Origin of the sequence: Streptomyces sp. NPDC058650 (assembly GCF_042717315.1) — a bacterium.
GTDB lineage: Bacteria > Actinomycetota > Actinomycetes > Streptomycetales > Streptomycetaceae > Streptomyces.
In genome coordinates this window covers 380,116-398,646 of sequence record NZ_JBHXRL010000008.1, presented here as the reverse complement: position 1 = coordinate 398,646, position 18,531 = coordinate 380,116, and the positions used below count along the sequence as shown (strand labels likewise).

Sequence of the window (18,531 nt, the reverse complement as noted above, 5' to 3'; positions counted from 1 at the left end):
AAGACCTCTCGGAGGGCGGCCGGGGGCGTGGCCACGCGGGGGCCCGGGCATCGCTCAGGCCGCGTAAGCGGGTGGCAGGCCGGTGGGGTGGGGCTGGGTTAGCGGCGGGGGTGGGTGGGCACCTTCCGTCGGTTTGGGGTGCGCGGTCGTTGAATGGGGCGGTCCGGCTTGGCTTAGCGGGTCGCGGCCGGTGGGGAGTGGGGATTCAGGCCCCGCTGGTCTCTCTCGGTGGGGGTAGGCCGTGGGTGGCCGCGGTTGAGGGCTGGCGACGAGACATTCGTGCACTTCCCCCGCCCGGTAAGGGTGATATGCCCCCTTTGAGGGTTATTCCGGGGGCTGTTACTCGGAGTAGCTGCGGGTTAGTCACCTCCCCACCCATTGGGAGTGACCAGCCGGGCCTGAATCCCGGCCGACCACCGACCGTCCGCCGCTTAGCCAAGCCCGGCTGCCCCATTCAACGGCCGCGCACCCCGAACCCAACCCCAGCGGACCCACCGGCCCCGGCCACTAACCCAGCCCCCACCCACCGGCCTGCCACCCGCTTACGCGGCCTGAGCGATGCCCGGGCCCCTGGCGTGACCCCGGCCCCCGGACCGCCCTCCGAGAGTTTTTGCGCGGCTTCCGCCACCGGGTCAAGGGTGGCCGCAGGCCATCGCGCAGCGACGCCGAAGGCGCCCTTGACGCGGCGGCGGAAGGTGCGACTCTCGGAAAGAGGGCGGTCCCACCAGAAGCCCACGAAGCCGGCCCACTCCAAGCGGCTGATCATCCGGAGCCCGCACGGTGTTGCTCTCCACCTCGCCGCTCGGCATGAAGCCGCTTCCTCGCCTCAGCGCTCGGAGGCGTCTCTCCAGTAGTCCGCGAGCATCTCGCCCGGCCAGGTCGGCTGAGTGACGGGCCCACGGGGGAGCATTTCTTGGAACACCGCCACAAGGTCGACGACCTGAGTGCCGTCGTCGGCGTCGAGGTCCGCGACGTGCAGGTCGCGTCCCTCGATTCTGAGTAGCTTCGGAAAGGACGTGGCGAGCCGTGCCGGGCGCCGATGGTTGTGGTGGACGAAAGTGCCAGTCGCTGGCCATGCGGAGTTGTCGCGGGGGCTGCGTGCGTGAAGCGCGACATCGTCCGGGGAGCCGAGGTTGAAGAACCACGTGACCTGGAGGTGGGAGAATTCCTCGATGCCTTGAAGGGTCTCCACGGGGAACTCCGGCCGCAGGCGGATGATCGATTCCACCCCGCCCTTGAAGTCGTCGAGCCGTCCGGTGTGGCCTCCGACGATGTCGGCGATGACCGGCACCTCGATGAACTGCGCAGGCACAGCTTGCCCCTCTTCCTTCTCGGCAACGCCACTTGTGGGGTACGGGACTTCGGCGCCGTCAGGTTACTCGTAGGAGTGCCGCCCGGGCTCGTTCGTCGACGGCGGAGGCGGAGGGGATCCCGCGGTTGCGAAACGGGGACAGGATCGTCCGCATGGTGACGGCCGCTTCCCGAGCTCTGCCGGACTGAACCCCGTCCATGGCGTCCAGGGCCTGGGACCAGGTCCGGCAGGACGCGTCGATGTTGCCCTGCTTCGCCTGGACCGCGCCCATATATCCGAGCGTGACGGCGTGTGTTCGACTGAAGGAGTCCGCCCTACGGAGTCGGACACTGGTACGGAAATGGCGCAGCGCACCGTTGAGGTCGCCCAGCGCCCACAGCGTGCGCGCTGTCTCATGAGCGAGGGACGCCTCCTGGAAGAACCAGACCCGATGAGGCTCGTCGTCGCCCGCTGTTGCTCCAGCGAGGTCGGTCTCGGCTTGGTGGATCGCGGCGACGGCCTTGCCTCTCTGGCCATCCACGGCCAACGCTCGCGCACGTACGACACCGATCAAGGCTCGTTCACGAGGGGTGGCGTGGGTGTACCTCTTACGCTCGATGGAGGCGTTGGCGAGCTCCAAGGCCGCCCTAGTGTGGCCCAGGTCTATGGCTTGATGGGCCATCGCCCGCAGGATGTGCCCCGCGAGGGGAGCGTCGTCGGCTTCGGCGGCGAGCTTGAGCGCGAGGGTGAAGTAGCGTCGCGCGGCCTCGTGCTGGGATGCGTCGAAACTCATCCAGCCGGCCACGTACACGGTCTCGGCTGCCGCCGAGTACAGCGACCGACGGGATTTCTCGCTGTTGAAGACCCCGCTGACGTACCTGGCGACGTCGTCGACAATGTACTGGTAGAGGGCAGTCCGACCGTCGACACCTCCGTGCCGCTGATCGCGTCGGGCGAAGAACTCGGTCATCTCGCGAACGGCCCGCACCTCGGTCTCGCCGACTCTGCGGTTCGGACCGACGGTGCGGGAGCGCGCCCGCTGTGGGGCTTCGTCCCACCATGGATCCTTGGGCAGGACCAATCCGCCGACTGAGTAGGCGGCGGCGCCGGTGAAGAGCCGACGGCGGTCGCGGTCCATGCTGTTCCTCCCCAGGTCGACCAGAGTCGTCAGCGTGTCGGTGTCCCACTCGGACCGGGCGACCGTATCCGAGCCATGTCCCGCGAGGCCGATCTCCGCGAGCGTGAGGGGACGTCCTAGCCGCCGCGACAGAGTCTCACGCAGGATGTCGGCTGCCCGGCCCCGGGGACGGGTACCAGCGACCCACATGGCGATGTGTGAGCGCTTGACGGTGAGGAGTTCGTCGACGCCAGCCTCTGCTGCGACGCGTACAACGGCGGCAGCCACTACGGGCTGCGACCAGCCCGTCTCCGCGATCACCGCAGCCAGTTCATCGTTCCTGCGCGCCATGCTGCGCCCCTGTTCACAAGAGAACAATCTTTGACGGGTTTGACGGCTTCGGGGCCCGAGTGGGGATGCCTATCCACCGCGAATCACGGTTCGCTGAGAGAACACGAAACCACCAACCGACAACGACGGGAGGGCAACTAGTGACTTTCAGTCACGCGGGTGACGATGAGGACACGTGCGTACGCGAGCGACTCGCACCTCCCATCGGAGTTCTTGCGGCAGCGGCTGTCACGTCTCGCCCCACAGGTCACCCCGCCTACTCCCAGACCCTCCCGCGCGAAGCGCGGAGCGCGGCAGTCGCCCGCAGGTTGGTTCGTACGGCGCTGACCCTCTGGGGCCTGGATCCGTTGATCGAGAACGCCTCTCTTGTCATCACCGAGCTGGTCTCTAACGCCGTCGATCACAGTCGACTTCAGGCGATCAGAGTGATCGTCTCTCGGCCCTCCGCTCATGAGGTCCGCGTGGGCGTGGTCGATCGCTCCAGGACCGTGCCGATCCTGGAGGCGGACTCCGACGGTGACGAGATCCGGGGCAGGGGACTGCTTCTGGTCGACACGCTCGCGGAGCGATGGGGCACCGAGCCGTACCGGTGGGGCAAGCAGGTTTGGGCTGAGTTGAAGGACGAGGGACTCTGTGAATGAAGGCGGGTGCATGGCGCGTGGGCCGTGGGAGCTCTCGTTTCCAGCGGAGCCACGGGAAGTTGCCGGGCTTCGTCGTGTTGTGCGACTTCATCTGAAGTTCTGGGGGCTGCCGAGACAGAGCGAAATGGCTCAGCTGTGTGTCAGCGAACTGGTCACGAACGTGATCCGCCACGTTGGTCTAGGGACCCCGACGACGCTTCGGCTGACAATGAACGGCACGTACTTGCGCATCGAGGTGAGCGATCCGGAGTGCTACGCGCTGCCGACACGGGCCACCGCCGTAGCCGAGTCTGAGTCGGGTAGAGGCCTGGTGCTGGTAGAGGGGGTCGCGGATCGTTGGGGAGTCCTTCTAGGGACGGACCACAAGGTGACGTGGTGTGAGATCGCTACGGATCTCACAGCGCCCAATGGCCATGGTGGCGGCATGCGTGTCGAGCGGGCGGAATCCATGATTTCTCTCTATGGCTCCGTTGCGTCTACCCGAGCGGTCAACGCGAGTCGGCTGGCCACTGCTGTGGCCAAGGAGGCCGTGGTTGATGTGATCGTTGACCTGCTCCACTGGATGGAGGCCCATGGGTACGACGCCGACGATGTCCTGGACGCCGCCCAGGTGCGCTTCGATGCCGGGCTGTGACGATCATCGACAACGCGACGAAGCCGTACGGGACCGTATCTGCGATGAGATGTTCTGATCTAGATTCTTCGCATGGGGATTCGAGACTTGCTCAGCGAGGTCGCGAGCACGTATGACCGTACGGCTGGTTCGAGGCGTGAGGTAAAGGGTCAGCAGGTTTTGCGCGGAGTCGCGGGCCGCACTGACCTCACCCTTCCACCGGGTTTCAGGGCTGAGGGGCATGGAGGGCAGACCACCCCGGCGGCGACTCCGTGGATCGGAATTTTTGATGAGCAAGGCATGCGCGACCCCAAGAAGGGTCTGTATCTCGCCTACATCTTCAGCGCCGACCTGAAGAACGTGACGTTGACCTTGCAGCAGGGGATTACCTGGCTGGAGGATCGACTGGGGAGAGGGCGCGCGCGTGAGGAGCACCTTCGTCACCATGCGGCGAGACTCCGTCGGGCTGTGAGGCGGAAGGAGCGTCTCGATTGGGTGGATGAACCAGACCTTAGGGACACTGCCGCGCGACCGAAGGCTTACGAGGCGGCCAGCGTTATCGCCAAGGTGTACGACACCGCCGCCTTGCCCAGCGACGTCGCGCTGTTGGAAGATCTCCTGCTCGGCGTCCGATCCCTCCGGCGGGCTGAAGAGTTCGATCACGTCTGGTGGACGAGCAACGACGCCCACGCGGTCCAGCTTGCCTACGATCTCAGTAGCCATGCTCGGCAGGTCACTGAATCAGCTGCGGACTTCGACCCGCTTGCTGACTTCCAACCGAAGGACAGTGGCGAGTACAGAGTGCAGATCAGCGCCCGCCAGCAGGTTAAGCAGCGAAGCCATGAGGATCTCGTCAAGGATTTTGGTCTCTACGCCGCAGACCGTGGTTATGTCCCCATCACACGGCTGCAGCACCCCAAGGATCTAGTGCTGCGACAGGGGAAGGAGCCTGAGGGGCATGGGCCGGAGTGGCTAGTCGAAGCGAAGATCGTCCGCCATGGAAATGCGACGGTGGCGGTACGCGAGGCGCTCGGGCAGCTTTTCGAGTACCGACACTTCCTCTACCGAGAACGGCCCGAGCCCTTCCTTATAGGCCTCTTCTCCGAGGAGATCGGTGTCTACGCCCCATACCTGGAGGATCAGGGAATCGCGTCGGTCTGGCGGTCCGACGAAGGATGGGACGGCTCTTCCAAAGCACGGGACTGGGGAATGACGACGGAGTAGCGTCGAATCAGCCTCGCTTCGTGACCCCGTGGCACTCCCCGTAAGTCCGCTCCGAACCGCACCAGCACGCAGAGGACTGCGCCGGCGGCCAAGCCGTCGCCCTGGCTCGGGCCGCCAGCGTCGTGGCGTATTGGGGGAGGAGGTCCGCGTTTGATGGGGGTGTGGATTCCGAGGCTGCGAAGGCTTCGTAGGAGGGGACCGTCGCGCGGACGATGCCCAGGTTCGGGGTGCCCGCCTGGGACAGTTCGCGGAGGGACGCTTCGATGTCCGTCAGGTGCGCCCTGTACGTGGGGTATTCGGCTTCCAGTTCCGGGTACGCCGCCAGGAGTTCGTCGAGTTCCGCTTCCGGCCAGTGCAGGACCGCCACCGGGAAGGGGCGGGACAGGGCCGTGCGGTAGGTGCCCAGTTCCGAGCGGAGGCGGGTGATCTCGGCCTGGAGTTCCGCCGGGTCCGAGGAGCCCAGCGACCAGAGGCGCTTCGGGTCGTGGAGCTCGTCCAGGGGGACGGCCGCCGTGTGGAGGCGGTCCGCCAGGGTGTCCCAGTCGTCGTGCGGCAGCGCCAGCATCCTGCGGATTCTGTGCCGGGTGATGAGGAGGGACTGGGTGGGGTGGGGGAGGGGGGTCGGCCCCTTGGTCAGGAGTTCCGCCGCTTCCGAGAGCGTTGACTCCGCCGCCTCCAGTTCGTCGTGGGCCTCCAGCGTCTCCGCCGTGATCTCCCAGGGGGCCGCGTCCGCGGGCCGGGCGCGTCGGACGCCGTCGATGATCGCCCGCGCCTCGGCCTCGTGGCCGTACTCCCAGAGGTTCGCCGCCTTCAGCGCCCTGATGAGGTGGGGGTCCGTGGGGGAGGAGGAGAGGAGGGAGTCGTAGAGGGCCGTCGCCCCCGGGCGGTCGCCCGCCAGTTCCCGGTGGGCCGCGGCCTGGAGGTACAGCGGTTCCCGGTCTCCCGGGTACTGCGCTGCCGTGCGCAGCAGGCGCTCGGCTTCGGTGATGTGGGCGGCAGGAGTGTCGGGGCGCATGCCCTCCACCGTACTGCTGTACGGGCCTGGAGAGTTGGCACCTCAGCGCTTATCGTGCCCCGCGTGCAGGACAGGGTTCGGGGCAGAGTGCGGGAGCGAGTGCCGGTCGTCGTCCAGGCGCGCGGACGGCGCCGTACGGGTGCCCGCGCGCTGTGGGTGTGTGCCGAGACCATCGTCACCTGCGGGGTTCTCGTCCTGCTCCTCGTCGTGCACCAGCTCTGGTGGACCAACCAGCAGGCCCGCGCCGAGGCCCGCGAGCAGGTGAGCGTTCTGGAGCGGGAGTGGGAGATCTCTCCCCCGGGCGGCGACGCGGGTGGCGATGTGGGGGCCGATGTCACGGCGGAGCCCGGGGAGCCCCGGGAGCCCGGTGACGTGGTCGGGGAGGGCGGCGGGTCCGTCGTCTCCGGTGCGCCTGTGGATTCCGGGGATTCCGGGCCCTCGCCTCGGGATTCCGCCGCCTCCTCGCACCGGACCCCTCCTCCCGCCCTCGACTCCCGTGTCTTCGCCATCCTCCGGATCCCCCGGCTCGGCATCGCCGCCCCCGTCGCCCGCGGCATCTCCAAGCGTTCCGTCCTCGACAAGGGGTACGTCGGGCATTACCCCGGCACCGCCGGTCCCGGGCTTCCCGGGAACTTCGCCCTCGCCGGGCACCGGAACACCCACGGCGAGCCCTTCCGGTACATCAACCGGCTCCGCGAAGGGGACCGCATCACCGTGCGGACCCGTGAGCGTACGTACACCTACCGCGTCGACCAGGTCCTCCCGCAGACCGCGCCCCGTGACGTCGGGGTCGTCCGGGCCGTTCCCCGGTCGCTCGTCAAGCCGTCCTACGGGTACTCCACCGCCGGGTCCTACCTCACCCTCACCACCTGCACCCCGGAGTTCAGCAGCGCCTACCGGCTCGTCGTCTGGGCGAAGCTGGTCCCGGCCGGGTGACCGGACGGGTGCCGGCGGTGATTGCCTGCGGGAGGATCAGCCGGCCTCCGGCGGCCGTCGTCGTGCCAGTACGAGGGTGATCGCGGCGCCGGTCAGGGCCAGGCCCGCCGAGACCAGGAGCGCCGTGTCCGGGCCCGCCGTCGTCAGCGCAAGGGTCAGGGCCACGCCCGCCGCGGAACCGATGTAGCGGGCGGTGTTGTTGGCGCCCGAGCCCATCGCCGCCCGCTCCGGGGGTACGGAGTCGACGGCGAGGCGGGGCAGCGCCGCGTTCAGGAGGCCACTGCCCGCGCCCGCCACCAGGAGGCCGGGGAGGAGGCGCGGCCAGGGGCCTTCCAGGCCTCCGAGGAGGGCCAGGACTCCCGCCGCCGACAAGGCGAAACCCAGGGTCAGTTGGTACGTGGCCGACAGCCGGCCCGCCAGGCGGCGCGCCTGGAGGGCCGCCGCGAACGCGGTGCCCGACCAGAGCACGAACAGCCAGGCCGCCCCCAGCGGCGACATCCCCGCCCCTCTCTGGAGCAGCGCGGGCACCACGCTGAACAGGCCGATCACCGCCAGACCCGTGAACAGCGCCCCCAGCGTCGACGCCAGGAACGCAGGCCGGCGCAGGAGCGCCAGGTCGACCATGGGCGTACGGCTCCGGTGCTCGACCGCCACGAAGACCGCGGTCAGTACTGCTGCCGCCAGGAAGAGGAGGCCCACCGGGGCGCGCAGCCAGCCGTCCCGGCCGAGGGTGAGCGCGGTGAGCAGTGCCGCCAGGGCAAGTCCGAGTGCGACTGCGCCCGGGATGTCGGGGCGGGTCCGCGCCGACCGCTGGGTGGTCTCGCGCGGGAGCCCGAAGGTCCCCGCCGCCGCGATCACCAGGGCGCCGAGGCCGAGGACCGCGTACGCCAGCCGCCAGTCCACCAGGCTCAGCGCGCCCGCGAGCAGCGGGCCGAGCGCGATGCCGCCGCTCACCGACGCGCCCCAGATCCCGGTCGCCCTGATCCGGTCGCGGCCCGAGGGGTACGCGTCGGCCAGCAGGCCCAGGCTGCCCGCGAGGACCGCCGCGCTCGCCGCGCCCTGTGCGACGCGGGCGAGGGTGAAGGTGAGCGTGGAGCCGGTGAGGGCGCCGAGGCCGGTGGTGACGCCGAGGGCGAAGGTGCCGAGGAGGAAGACCCGGCGCCGTCCGTGCGCGTCGGCGAGGCTGCCGGCCACCAGGAGGAGGACGGCGAGGCCGAGCGGCGTGCCGTTGAGCAGCCAGGCGCGGGCCGATTCCGGGGTCCCGAAGGCGGCGGCCGTGTCGGGGAGCGTGACCATCGGGGCCGTGTAGTTCATCAGCGCGACGGCCGTGGCGGCGCCGGTGACGGCGAGCGTGGCGGACGGGCGGGGCGCTCGTTTGCTTCGCGCGGGTGCTCGGGGGGTGGTGACGAGCTCGGGCATGGCAGGGACCTCCACCCGTCAGTCGATGCGACACCGTTGGTTCGGTGAATGAACCCAAGCTAGCAGCTAGGTTCGTTCACTGAACCTTGAATGGGTACGATGGGGCCATGGCTCTCGGCAAGGACTACGCCCACCAGCAGTGCTCCATCGCCCGCGCCCTTGAGGTCGTCGGCGAGCGCTGGACCCTCCTCGTCGTCCGCGACGCCTTCTACGGCGTCCGCCGCTACAACGACTTCCTCGTCCACCTCGGCGTCCCCCGCGCCGTCCTCGCCGCCCGCCTCCAGGCCCTCGTCGAGGCCGGCGTCCTCGACAGGCGGCGCTACCAGGAGTCGCCCCCGCGTGACGAGTACGTGCTCACCGAGCGCGGCCTCGCCCTCTGGCCCGTCCTGCGCTCCCTCGGCGCCTGGGGGCGGGCCGAGGTCCCCGGAGCCGTACCGGTGCGCCACTTCCACCACGCCGCCTGCGGCACCGAGCTCGGCCCGTACGGTGAATGCCCCGCCTGCCGCGTCCCCGTGCCGCCCGCCGACGTCGAGATGCGGCCCGGCGTCGGGCTCGACCCGGATCCGGGCGACCCGGTCGGCCGCGCCCTGCTCCGGCCCCGCCGGCTGCTCCTGCCCGTTGCCCCTCTCGATTCCTCCGGGCGCGGGAACTCCTGATCGAGCCCGTGCGTCTTCTGGGTGGGAAAGACCGAGTGAAGTGCTGGGAGGGGGTGGTGAGATGACTGTCGGGAGCCTGCTCCTGCGCGTGCTCGCGCCGCTCTTCTTCCTCCTCGCCCTCGCCGGCCTCCTCCTCTCCGACGGCGCGGGCCTCGCCGCTGTCGTCCTCGCCGCGACGTCCGTCGTCTGCGCTCTGATCGGCGCCCCGACGGCTCCCGCCGTCCCGGCGACCCGCGTGCGTACGGCGATACGTGACCGCGAGCGGCGTACCGCCTTCCTGCCGCAGCGTGATCCCGACGCCGCCGGCCGCCGGAGACCCCGAGCTCCCGGCCGTCCCCTCCCGACGGCCGCGTAGGGAGCCCACGCCGGAGCCCGACGCACACCGGAAGGTCCTCACGCGGATCCGTCATGCCGAGACCCGAATCTCTCCCGGCACGACGAGACCCCACGGAGGGCTCCCTTGTCCGTCTTCGCTTCCCTGGTCGAGCGGCTCGCCGACCTGCTCCAGCCGCTCTTCGCCACCACCGCCACGGCCGCCGCGATCATCCTCTTCACGATGCTCGTACGCCTCGCGGTCCACCCGCTGTCCCGGGCGGCTGCCCGCGGCCAGAAGGCCCGCACCCGGATCGCCCCGCAGCTCGCCGCCCTCCGCAGGAAGCACGCCAAGAACCCCGAGCGCCTCAAGAAGGCGATGCTGGAGCTGCACGCCAAGGAGAAGGTCTCGCCCTTCGCCGGAATCCTGCCCAGCCTCCTCCAGGCGCCCGCGTTCCTGCTGATGTACCACCTGTTCTCCGGTGACCGGATGGCCGGGCACGCGCTCTTCGCCGCCCCGCTCGGCGACCACTGGGCCGACGCGCTCTCCCACGGCGGCGTGTCCGGCCCGGCGGGGCGGGTCTATCTCGTCCTCTTCGCGGTCGTCACCGCCGTGGCCGTCTTCAGCTACCGCCGCACGAAGCGGCAGCTCGCCGCCCAGCCCCTCGACCTGGGACAGCCCACGCCCGGCGCGGGCGCGATCGCCAAGGTGATGCCGCTGCTCTCCTTCGCCACCCTGATCACCGTCGCCGTCGTCCCCCTGGCCGCCGCCCTCTACGTCGTCACCAGCACCACCTGGAGCGCCGTCGAGCGGGCGTTCCTCTTCCGGGAAGAGAAGGAACCGACGGGCGGGAAGCGGTCCTCCAGCACCGTTGCTACTCGCGCGTAAGGGTCCAGTGCGTGAACGGGGTCTTGCAGAGCGACCCGATGTCTTGGAGGATCGACCAATCCTCCGATGGCCGCACTCCATCGGCCGGGGCACCCTCAGGGCCCTTCCGGGCCCACCTCGACCACCGGGAGAAGACCATGAAGCTGCTGCGTGTAGGCCCGCCGGGAGCCGAGCGTCCCGCCCTGCTCGACCAGGGCGGCACCCTCCGCGACCTGTCCGCACTGGTCGACGACATCGACGGAAATCTGCTCGCCGACGCCGGCACGCTCGACCGGATCCGGGGCGCGGCCGGGGCCGGTGTGCTGCCCGAGCTCGACGGGACCGGGCTGCGCGTCGGCCCGCCGGTCGGCCGGATCGGCAAGGTCGTGTGCATCGGGCTGAACTACCACGGCCACGCCGCCGAGACCGGCCAGGCCACCCCGGCCGAGCCCGTCGTCTTCCTCAAAGCCGCCGACACCGTCGTCGGCCCGGACGACACCGTGCTCGTGCCGCGCGGCTCGGTCAAGACCGACTGGGAGGTGGAGCTCGCGATCGTCATCGGCCGCACCGCCCGCTACCTGGAGACCGACGAGGAGGCCCTCGCGCACGTCGCCGGCTACGCGGTCGCCCACGACGTCTCCGAGCGCGAGTGGCAGATCGAGCGCGGCGGCACCTGGGACAAGGGCAAGAACGCCGAGACGTTCAACCCGCTCGGTCCCTGGCTCGTCACCGCCGACGAGGTGCCCGACCCGCAGGCCCTCTCCCTCCGCCTCTGGGTCAACGGCGAGCTCAAGCAGGACGGTCACACCGCCGACCAGATCTTCCCGGTCGCGGAGGTCGTCCGGTACGTCAGCCGGTTCATGACCCTCTACCCGGGCGACATCATCAACACCGGCACGCCCGCCGGCGTCGCCATGGGGCAGCCGGAGCCCAAGCCGTACCTGCGCCCCGGTGACGTCGTCGAGCTGGAGGTCGAGGGGCTCGGCCGGCAGCGGCAGGAGCTCAAGAGCGCCTGAGGACGGAGTGCGGGCCGCCTGACGGTGGCTTGAACACTCTGGCGTGAAAATGGCGGCGCCCCGCGTGGGGCGTCGCCATTTTCGTGTGCTTTTTTGCATATTGCCCCCTATGGAACGAGACACGCACGACCGGCGGCCCGCCCGGCGCCGCCTCGCCGTCATCGCCGCGGCCACGGTCGGGGCCACCGCCCTGGTCGGCGCGCTGGCCGTCAACGGCTTCGCCGATCCACTCCCCGGCGGCCTCGGCCCCTGCCTGCCGGGCAACTGCCCCCCCGACGGCTACCCCCCCATCAACAGCGGCGGCGTCGTCTACCGCGACAACAACATCAACATCTTCGTGGGGGGCGACTTCCTCGTCCGCGAGGCCGCGGCCGAGGCCGAGGGCAAGGTCGTCGTCCTCGGCGGCTTCGACCAGGACAAGCGCGCCGGCGTCTCGAGCGTCTACAACGTCGGCATTGTCGGAGCCGGCTCGCGCATCCCGCCCGACGACGGCACCGACTTCCTCACCGTCGGCAAGGACCTGACAGTGGCCTCCGGCGAGTCCCTCCTCGCCGAGGAGGGCGCCGTCAAGGGCCTCGTACGGTACGGGGGCGTCCTCTCCGGGACGGTGAACCCCACCCCGGTCCACGACGCCAAGGCCGCCGACCCGTACACCGCCCTCCGGGGGCAGCTCACCGACGCCAGCCAGTGCTACGCCTACGTGAACGGCGCCTCCCGCACCGCCACCGGCACCGCCTCCAACAACAACACCGAGACCCTCTTCACGGGTGACGGCACGTCGGCGCTCCAGGTCTTCAACGCCGACTTCGACCTGGAGTCGGCGAGCGGCGGGCAGCAGGGCATCCGCTTCGCGAACATCCCCGCCCACGCGACCGTCCTCGTCAACGTCCTCGGCGCCGACCGCACCGTCGACACGTACATCGACGGGCTGCCGGACGGGCTGCGCGACCGCGTCCTGTGGAACTTCCCGGACGCGACCACGGTCAAGTTCGAGGGCACGGCCCAGTTCGCGGGCAGCGTGCTCATCGGCAACCAGGCCAGCACGGCGACGGTCACGATGCCGGGCACGAACGGCCGGTTCTTCACCACCGGCAATCTGACGCACGCCTCGGAGACCGACGGCGGCGGCGGCCAGGAGATGCACGCCTACCCGTTCAACGGCGACCTCCCGTCCTGCGCGGATGCCACGCCCACCCCGACGCCGACGGACCCCACGCCGACGCCGACGGACCCGACGCCCACGCCGACGGATCCCACACCGACCCCGACGGATCCCACGCCGACCCCGACGGATCCCACGCCGACGCCGACGGACCCGACCCCCACCCCGACGGACCCGACGCCGACCCCGACCGACCCCACCCCGACACCCACCGACCCCACGACCGGCGGTTCGACCGGCGGAGACTCGGGCGGCGACTCGGGTGGTCACACGTCGGGCGGGCACACGGGCGGCGGTGACACCGGCGGTTACGGCGACTCGGGCGGCAACCACGGCCCGAACGGGGGCGGCGAACTGCCCGAGACCGGCGCAGGCACCGGGAAGATCGTCATGGGTGTCACCGCGGCCGGCCTCGCCCTCGGCGGCGGGATCCTCGTGACCGTCAGCCGTCGCCGGCGTCGTACGAACTGAGCAGTCGCTCCAGTGCCTCGACGACCAGCGCGTGGTCCTCGGCCTGCGGCAGGCCCGAGACCGTGACCGAACCGATCACCCCCGCGCCCTCGACCGCGACCGGGAACGAGCCGCCATGGGCGGCGTACCGGTCGGGGTCGAGGCGCGAGGACGCCTCGAAGGTCGTCCCCTTGGCGCGGAACCGGGCGCCGACCAGGAACGAACTCGCGCCGTACCGCTCGACGACCCGCCGCTTACGGCCGATCCAGGCGTCGTTGTCCGCGCTGGACCCCGGTAGCGCGCAGTGGAACAGCTGCTGCGCGCCCCGCCGGATGTCGATCGCGACGGGTGCCCGCCGTTCCCGGGCCAGGCCGACGAGGAGGGTGCCGAGCGTCCAGGCGTCCTCGTACGTGAAGCGGGGGAGGACCAGGCGGGCCTCCTGCGCCTCCAGTTCGGGGATCTCGCTCACAGGGCCACCGTGATTCCCTCGCGGGCCGACCGCTTCGCCGCCTCCAGGACGTCGAGCGCGGCGGCGGCCTCGTGCGCGGTGACCGGGTTCTCTCCGGTGCCGCGGAGGGCGGCGGCGACGGCCGCGTAGTACGCCGGGTAGGCGCCGGGCAGCGACGGGACCGGGGTGCCGCCGCCGGTCAGCGGTGACTCCCCGGAGCCGAGCCGGCCCCAGAGCTCCTCCGGTTCCCCACCCCAGACCGTGCCCGGCACGGGCCGCAGGCCCTCGCGCAGGGCGGCCTCCTGCGGGTCGAGCCCGTACTTCACGAACCCCGCGCGCTGCCCGAGCACCCGGAAACGGGGACCGAGCTGGGCGGTGGTGGCGCTCACGTACAGATGGGAGCGGACCCCGTTGGCGTGCGTGACCGCGAGGAACGTGTCGTCGTCGGCGGCGGCGCCCGGGCGGCGTACGTCCGACTCGGCGTACACCGAGACGGCCGGGCCGAAGAGCACGAGGGCCTGGTCGACGACGTGGCTGCCCAGGTCGTACAGCAGCCCGCCGATCTCCTCGGGCGCGCCCGACTCCCGCCAGCCGCCCTTGGGCTGCGGGCGCCAGCGCTCGAAGCGGGACTCGAAGCGCTGGACCTCGCCGAGCGCGTCCTCGTCGAGGAGGCGGCGGAGGGTCAGGAAGTCGTTGTCCCAGCGACGGTTCTGGAAGACCGAGAGCAGCAGGCCCCGCTCCTCGGCGAGGGCGGCGAGGCCGCGCGCCTCGGCGGCGGTCCCGGCGAGCGGCTTGTCGACGACGACCGGGATGCCGGCCTCCAGGGCGGCGGTCGCGACCGCGACGTGCGTCTTGTTGGGGGAGGCGACGACGACCAGGTCGAGCTCGTCCGCCGCCCCTCGCTCCCACAGCTCCTCGGGGGAGGCCACGACCCGTACGCCGGGGTGGGCGGCGCGGGCCTCGGCGGCCCGCTCCGGATTGCCCGTGGTGACGGCGGCGAGGACGAGGTCCTCGGAGGCGGCGATCAGCGGGGCGTGGAAGACGGAGCCCGCGAGGCCGTAGCCGACGAGTCCGACGCGGAGCGGGGTGCGAGGGGTACGGGGGTCGGTGCCAGTCATGCGCCTCACTTAAGCAACGCTGTTGCCAAAGTGCAAGCGACCGCGACAATGGGGGCGTGAAGAGGGAGCAGAGGTATCCGAGGGGCCTGAGCGGCGTGAACGTACCGGCGCTGCGCAGCCACAACGCGGCGCTCGTGCTCGACCTCCTGCGCACGGCGGGGGAGACGGGGATCAGCCGCCTGGAGCTGGCCGAGAGGACCGGTCTCACCCCGCAGGCCGTCAGCAAGATCACCGCCAGGCTCCGGGCGGAGGGCCTCGCGGCGGAGGCGGGCCACCGTGCCTCGACGGGCGGAAAGCCCCGCACGGTCCTGCGCCTGGTGCCCTCCGCCGGGTACGCGGTCGGCGTCCACCTCGACCGCGACGAGCTGACGACCCTCCTGACGGACCTCGCGGGCACGGTCGTGTCCCTGCGCCGCCGCCCGGTCGACCTGGGGGAGGGGGCGGGGCCGGTCCTGGACGCGGTGACGGGCGAGGTGCGGGCGCTGCTCACGGAGGGGGCGGGTGAGCCCCTCGGGGCTGGTGAGTCCACCGGGAGCGGTGGGTCGGCCAGGGCTGGTGAGTCCACCGGGGTCGGTGAGTCGGCCGGGGCCTGTGAGTCAGCCGGGGTCGGTGAGTCGGCCGGGGCTGGGGAGTCCGCCGGGGCTGGCGAGTCCGCCGGAGCCAGGGAGTCCGCCGGGGCCGCCGGGGCGGCTGAGTCCGTCGAGGTCGGGGAGTCGGTCGAGGTCGGGGAGTCCGCCGGTCCCGTCCTCGGAGTCGGCGTCGCCATGCCCGGGCCCCTGGACCATCGCGCCGGCGTGCCCGGCCGCGTGACCGGCTTCCCCTCCTGGGACGGGTATCCGGTACGGGACGAGCTGACCCGGCGTCTCGGGCTGCCCGTCGTCCTCGACAAGGACACGAACGCCGCCGCCCTCGGCCTCGCCCTGCGCCCCGCCGCCGCCGGCTCCTTCGCCTATGTCCACCTCGGTACGGGGCTGGGCGCCGGCCTCGTCCTCGGCGGCGCGCCGCTGCGCGGGGACAGGACCGGGGCGGGCGAACTCGGGCACCAGACCGTCCAGCTCGACGGGCCCCCGTGCGACTGCGGCGGGCGGGGCTGCCTGGAGGTCCTCTGCCTCGCGGCGGTCGCGCGCGGCGAACTCGCCGAGGCCGCGCGGATCCTCGGCGCGGGCGCGGCCAACCTCGTACGGCTCCTCGACATCGATCAGGTCCTGCTGGGCGGGCGGGTGGTGCTCGGCGCGCCGGAGGTGTTCGCCGACGGGGCCCGGGAGGTCCTCGCCGGGCTCGGGCTCCCGACGCCGGTCGCCGTGGCCGCGGCCCCCCAGGCGGTGGCGGTGGGCGCGGCGTGGCTCGTTCTCGCTCCGATCTTCGGACAATAGGCTGATCGGGCGGATTGCTCGGGCCGTCCGGGGGCGCGTGCGGTGTCGCTGCCCGGCCCGCCCGCCCGGGCGTGGCAGCGTCGCGGCCGACCCGTACGCCCGCGAGCAGCAAAGGCAGCCACCCCATGGCACCCGCCCCCCTGCGCCAGCGCACCGCCCTCGCCGTGACCGTGACCCTGGCCGCGTCGGCGAGAGCGACCGCGAAGACGGCGGCCGTCTCGGCGGCCACCGCAACCGCGGCCCTCGCCCTCACGGCCCCCGCCCTCGCGACCCCTGGCCCAGCGGCGGCCCCGGTCCCAGCGGCGGCCCCGGCCCCGAAGGCGCTCGCGAAAGCCCCGGCCCCAGGGGACGCCACTCCGGAGGCGATCGCCGCAGCGACCACGACCCTCAGCGCCCCAGCCTTCAGTGCCCGCGTCCTCGGCGAGCCCGCCCTCAGTGCCCCCGCCCTCAGTGCCCCCGCCCTCAGTGCCCGCGCCCTCAGTGCCCGCGTCCTCGGCGAGCCCGCCCTCAGTGCCCGCGTCCTCGGCGAGCCCGCCCTCAGTGCCCCCGCCCTCAGCGAGCCCGCCCTCAGTGCCCGCGCCCCCGGTGCCCGCGCCCTCAGCGAGCCCGCCCCCGGCGCCCCCGCCCCCGGCGCCCCGCCCCCCGGCGCAGCCGCCCCCGCCCCAAGCACCTCCGCGTCCCCCGCCCTCAACGCCCCCGCGCCCGACGCCCCGGCCCCCGTCGTGCCCGCCCCCGACCCGCCCGCCCCCTCCTGCGGTACGGCGGCCGACGGCGGGTTCCCGCTCGCGACCCGGATCCACGGCGGCCCGGACGACTACGCCGCCGGCGGCCCCCTCCAGGCCTGGAAGCTCGACCTCACGAACGCCACCGACGCGTCCTGCACCGGCGTCCACCCCGTCCTCGTCCTCGCCGACCGGGACCGCGCCCTCCGGCCCGCCCAGATCCGCTTCGAGTTCTACGACGCGGGGTCGGCCCGCTGGTGGCCCGTGGTGTTCGAGACGACCGAGGCGGCCGAGAACGTGGGCGTGTTCGCCGACTTCGGCGGCTTCGCGGTCCCCGCGGGCCGGACCCTCACCGTGCCCGTACGGCTGGCGTTCCGCGAGGACACCGCCCCCGACGAGGTCGTCGTGAGCGCGGCGGTCGTCCAACGCCGGGGCGCCGACGGCGACTGGGTCGGCGCGTCCGGCGACTACCGCCTGACGGTCGGCCCCGCCGCACCCGACGGATCCGGTACCCCCGAGCCGACCGCCGAAGCGGCCGAGCCTCCGGCCCGGACCCCCGCGGAGCCGAAACCGAAGGTCCCGAAGGACGCGGACGCCACCGCCCCGAGCCGTGAACTCGCCCACACCGGACGGGAGTCCGGCGAGGACGCCCTCGCCCTCGCCCCGTTCGCCGCCGCGCTCGCCCTGCTCGGCGCCGGCCTCGTCCGTACCGCCCGCCGTACGGTCCGGCGGACCGCCCGCAGCGCCGTCCGCGGTACCGCCGGCGGTACCGTCCGCGCCCCCCGGCGCCCCCGGCACCCCTGAGCCACGTTCCGTACACCTCCCCGTTCATCACCGTCTGCGACGATCCCTCCGTGAACTACCAGACCGCCCCCGCCGACCCCGGCGCCCCCGTCCGTTCCGGCGTTCCCGAGCACGGCAGGGTTCCCAAGTACTACGCCGTGAAGGCCAAACTCGCCCTGCTCGTCGACGAGTTGGGGGAGGGTGGGCTGCTGCCCACCGAGCGTGACCTCGCCGTCCGGTACGAGGTGTCCCGCGAGACCGTCCGGCAGGCGCTGCGCGAACTGCTCCTGGAAGGCAGGGTGCGCCGCCAGGGCCGGGGCACGGTCGTCGCGGGCCCCAAGCTCGAACAGCCCCTCTCGCTCGCCAGCTACACGGAGGGCGTCCGCCGGCAGGGCCGCCGCCCCGGCCGCAGCCTGATCTCCCTCGACCGCTTCCCCTGCCCGGAGGCGCTCGCGCCGGAGATCGGCGCCGAACGCGGCGAGCCCGTCTGGCACATGGAGCGCGTGCTGCTCGCCGACGACGAGCGGGTCGGCCTGGAGAGCACGTACGTCACCGAGGCCCGCGCCCCCCGCCTGGACGTCGACTTCGACCCGGACTCCTCCTTCTACGCCTACCTCCACGACCACCTCGGCGTGACCTTCGGCGACGCCGACGAGCGGATCGAGACCGTGCTCGCGACCCCGCGCGAGGCCCTGCTCATCGGCACCCCGCCCGCACTGCCGATGCTGCTGCTCCACCGCGTCTCCCGGGACACCTCGGGGCGCCCCCTGGAGCGGGTCCGCACCCTCTACCGCGGCGACCGGTTCAGCTTCACGGCGCACCTGGGCCGCCAGGACTGACCGCGACCACTGGCACACCTGGGCCGCCAGGGCTGACCGCGACCACTGGCGCACCTGCGCCGCCAGGACTGACCCTCACGGCCCCCCCGCCCGTAGGCCCCGCACCCCACCAAATATCACGGAACGATAACGGGTCTGGTCCAAGCTTGTCGGGCCGTTCACCGTCCCGTTGCCCAC

General features: G+C 72.0%; 18 protein-coding genes. 12 read left to right on the top strand and 6 right to left on the bottom strand.

Going from position 1 to position 18,531, the window contains the following annotated elements:
* Window positions 1-826: 826 nt before the first annotated feature.
* Entirely contained in the window at window positions 827-1,312 is a 486-nt protein-coding gene (locus ACFWWU_RS17805; protein WP_384145875.1) for a TrmO family methyltransferase, read from the bottom strand.
* 58 nt (window positions 1,313-1,370) lie between these two features.
* Window positions 1,371-2,759 carry a tetratricopeptide repeat protein gene (locus ACFWWU_RS17800; RefSeq protein ID WP_384145872.1) on the bottom strand — a complete coding sequence of 463 codons (1,389 nt, stop codon included), beginning with the start codon at window positions 2,757-2,759 and terminating at the stop codon, window positions 1,371-1,373.
* A 65-nt stretch (window positions 2,760-2,824) separates the two neighbouring features.
* On the opposite strand from ACFWWU_RS17800, the gene ACFWWU_RS17795 reads away from it, so the two are divergent.
* The 3 genes from ACFWWU_RS17795 to ACFWWU_RS17785 all read left to right on the top strand — a co-directional run bounded on the left by ACFWWU_RS17795 (window position 2,825) and on the right by ACFWWU_RS17785 (window position 5,237).
* Entirely contained in the window at window positions 2,825-3,400 is a 576-nt protein-coding gene (locus ACFWWU_RS17795) for an ATP-binding protein (protein WP_384145869.1), read from the top strand.
* Window positions 3,401-3,410: 10 nt separating this feature from the next.
* On the top strand, window positions 3,411-4,034 hold the full coding sequence (locus ACFWWU_RS17790; protein ID WP_384145866.1) for an ATP-binding protein: 624 nt from the start codon (window positions 3,411-3,413) through the stop codon (window positions 4,032-4,034).
* 72 nt (window positions 4,035-4,106) lie between these two features.
* Window positions 4,107-5,237 (top strand): MrcB family domain-containing protein, encoded by a 1,131-nt coding sequence (locus ACFWWU_RS17785; protein WP_384145863.1) that lies wholly within the window; start codon window positions 4,107-4,109, stop codon window positions 5,235-5,237.
* Between the two features lie 7 nt (window positions 5,238-5,244).
* Here ACFWWU_RS17785 and ACFWWU_RS17780 read toward each other — a convergent pair whose 3' ends face one another.
* Window positions 5,245-6,252, bottom strand: coding sequence for an SEC-C metal-binding domain-containing protein (locus tag ACFWWU_RS17780; protein ID WP_384145860.1), 1,008 nt, complete (start codon window positions 6,250-6,252; stop codon window positions 5,245-5,247).
* Between the two features lie 63 nt (window positions 6,253-6,315).
* Between ACFWWU_RS17780 and ACFWWU_RS17775 the strand changes: the two genes are divergently transcribed.
* A complete protein-coding gene (locus ACFWWU_RS17775) occupies window positions 6,316-7,188 on the top strand; it encodes a class E sortase (RefSeq protein WP_384145857.1) in 873 nt (290 codons plus the stop codon).
* Between the two features lie 36 nt (window positions 7,189-7,224).
* On the opposite strand, the gene ACFWWU_RS17770 is transcribed toward ACFWWU_RS17775, so the two are convergent.
* A complete protein-coding gene (locus tag ACFWWU_RS17770; protein WP_384145854.1) occupies window positions 7,225-8,607 on the bottom strand; it encodes an MFS transporter in 1,383 nt (460 codons plus the stop codon).
* 107 nt (window positions 8,608-8,714) lie between these two features.
* Between ACFWWU_RS17770 and ACFWWU_RS17765 the strand changes: the two genes are divergently transcribed.
* The 5 genes from ACFWWU_RS17765 (at window position 8,715) to ACFWWU_RS17745 (ending at window position 13,092) form a co-directional block, all read left to right on the top strand.
* A complete protein-coding gene (locus ACFWWU_RS17765) occupies window positions 8,715-9,263 on the top strand; it encodes a winged helix-turn-helix transcriptional regulator (RefSeq protein WP_384145851.1) in 549 nt (182 codons plus the stop codon).
* Between the two features lie 61 nt (window positions 9,264-9,324).
* The gene (locus ACFWWU_RS17760; RefSeq protein ID WP_384145848.1) at window positions 9,325-9,618 is read left to right on the top strand and encodes a DUF6412 domain-containing protein; all 294 of its coding nucleotides are present in this window, start codon (window positions 9,325-9,327) and stop codon (window positions 9,616-9,618) included.
* A gap of 105 nt (window positions 9,619-9,723) precedes the next feature.
* Window positions 9,724-10,464, top strand: coding sequence for a YidC/Oxa1 family membrane protein insertase (locus ACFWWU_RS17755; RefSeq protein ID WP_384145845.1), 741 nt, complete (start codon window positions 9,724-9,726; stop codon window positions 10,462-10,464).
* A 137-nt stretch (window positions 10,465-10,601) separates the two neighbouring features.
* The gene (locus ACFWWU_RS17750; protein ID WP_384145842.1) at window positions 10,602-11,459 is read left to right on the top strand and encodes a fumarylacetoacetate hydrolase family protein; all 858 of its coding nucleotides are present in this window, start codon (window positions 10,602-10,604) and stop codon (window positions 11,457-11,459) included.
* 109 nt (window positions 11,460-11,568) lie between these two features.
* Complete coding sequence (locus tag ACFWWU_RS17745; RefSeq protein ID WP_384145839.1) at window positions 11,569-13,092, top strand: choice-of-anchor A family protein; 1,524 nt, start codon at window positions 11,569-11,571, stop codon at window positions 13,090-13,092.
* Here ACFWWU_RS17745 and ACFWWU_RS17740 read toward each other — a convergent pair.
* Together ACFWWU_RS17740 and ACFWWU_RS17735 are read right to left on the bottom strand one after the other, a co-directional pair.
* On the bottom strand, window positions 13,064-13,540 hold the full coding sequence (locus tag ACFWWU_RS17740; protein ID WP_384145836.1) for a heme-degrading domain-containing protein: 477 nt from the start codon (window positions 13,538-13,540) through the stop codon (window positions 13,064-13,066). The two genes, ACFWWU_RS17745 and ACFWWU_RS17740, sit on opposite strands and share 29 nt — an antisense overlap.
* Complete coding sequence (locus ACFWWU_RS17735) at window positions 13,537-14,637, bottom strand: Gfo/Idh/MocA family oxidoreductase (RefSeq protein ID WP_384145833.1); 1,101 nt, start codon at window positions 14,635-14,637, stop codon at window positions 13,537-13,539. Before ACFWWU_RS17735 ends, ACFWWU_RS17740 begins: the two co-directional genes overlap by 4 nt.
* A 95-nt stretch (window positions 14,638-14,732) precedes the next feature.
* On the opposite strand from ACFWWU_RS17735, the gene ACFWWU_RS17730 reads away from it, so the two are divergent.
* The 3 genes from ACFWWU_RS17730 to ACFWWU_RS17720 all read left to right on the top strand — a co-directional run bounded on the left by ACFWWU_RS17730 (window position 14,733) and on the right by ACFWWU_RS17720 (window position 18,354).
* On the top strand, window positions 14,733-16,010 hold the full coding sequence (locus ACFWWU_RS17730) for an ROK family protein (RefSeq protein ID WP_384145830.1): 1,278 nt from the start codon (window positions 14,733-14,735) through the stop codon (window positions 16,008-16,010).
* Window positions 16,011-16,135: 125 nt separating this feature from the next.
* Complete coding sequence (locus tag ACFWWU_RS17725) at window positions 16,136-17,536, top strand: hypothetical protein (RefSeq protein ID WP_384145828.1); 1,401 nt, start codon at window positions 16,136-16,138, stop codon at window positions 17,534-17,536.
* A 50-nt stretch (window positions 17,537-17,586) separates the two neighbouring features.
* Window positions 17,587-18,354: a GntR family transcriptional regulator gene (locus ACFWWU_RS17720; RefSeq protein WP_317595652.1), complete on the top strand. Its 768-nt coding sequence runs from the start codon at window positions 17,587-17,589 to the stop codon at window positions 18,352-18,354.
* The last annotated feature ends 177 nt before the right edge of the window (window positions 18,355-18,531 follow it).

What these genes read in the sequence shown, in the direction of transcription:
- ACFWWU_RS17800 (WP_384145872.1), bottom strand. Translation starts at nt 2,759, where the DNA reads ATGGCGCGCAGGAACGATGAACTGGCTGCGGTGATCGCGGAGACGGGC.
- ACFWWU_RS17795 (WP_384145869.1), top strand. Translation starts at nt 2,825, where the DNA reads ATGCCTATCCACCGCGAATCACGGTTCGCTGAGAGAACACGAAACCAC.
- ACFWWU_RS17790 (WP_384145866.1), top strand. Translation starts at nt 3,411, where the DNA reads ATGGCGCGTGGGCCGTGGGAGCTCTCGTTTCCAGCGGAGCCACGGGAA.
- ACFWWU_RS17785 (WP_384145863.1), top strand. Translation starts at nt 4,107, where the DNA reads ATGGGGATTCGAGACTTGCTCAGCGAGGTCGCGAGCACGTATGACCGT.
- ACFWWU_RS17780 (WP_384145860.1), bottom strand. Translation starts at nt 6,252, where the DNA reads ATGCGCCCCGACACTCCTGCCGCCCACATCACCGAAGCCGAGCGCCTG.
- ACFWWU_RS17770 (WP_384145854.1), bottom strand. Translation starts at nt 8,607, where the DNA reads ATGCCCGAGCTCGTCACCACCCCCCGAGCACCCGCGCGAAGCAAACGA.
- ACFWWU_RS17765 (WP_384145851.1), top strand. Translation starts at nt 8,715, where the DNA reads ATGGCTCTCGGCAAGGACTACGCCCACCAGCAGTGCTCCATCGCCCGC.
- ACFWWU_RS17760 (WP_384145848.1), top strand. Translation starts at nt 9,325, where the DNA reads ATGACTGTCGGGAGCCTGCTCCTGCGCGTGCTCGCGCCGCTCTTCTTC.
- ACFWWU_RS17750 (WP_384145842.1), top strand. Translation starts at nt 10,602, where the DNA reads ATGAAGCTGCTGCGTGTAGGCCCGCCGGGAGCCGAGCGTCCCGCCCTG.
- ACFWWU_RS17745 (WP_384145839.1), top strand. Translation starts at nt 11,569, where the DNA reads ATGGAACGAGACACGCACGACCGGCGGCCCGCCCGGCGCCGCCTCGCC.
- ACFWWU_RS17735 (WP_384145833.1), bottom strand. Translation starts at nt 14,637, where the DNA reads ATGACTGGCACCGACCCCCGTACCCCTCGCACCCCGCTCCGCGTCGGA.
- ACFWWU_RS17725 (WP_384145828.1), top strand. Translation starts at nt 16,136, where the DNA reads ATGGCACCCGCCCCCCTGCGCCAGCGCACCGCCCTCGCCGTGACCGTG.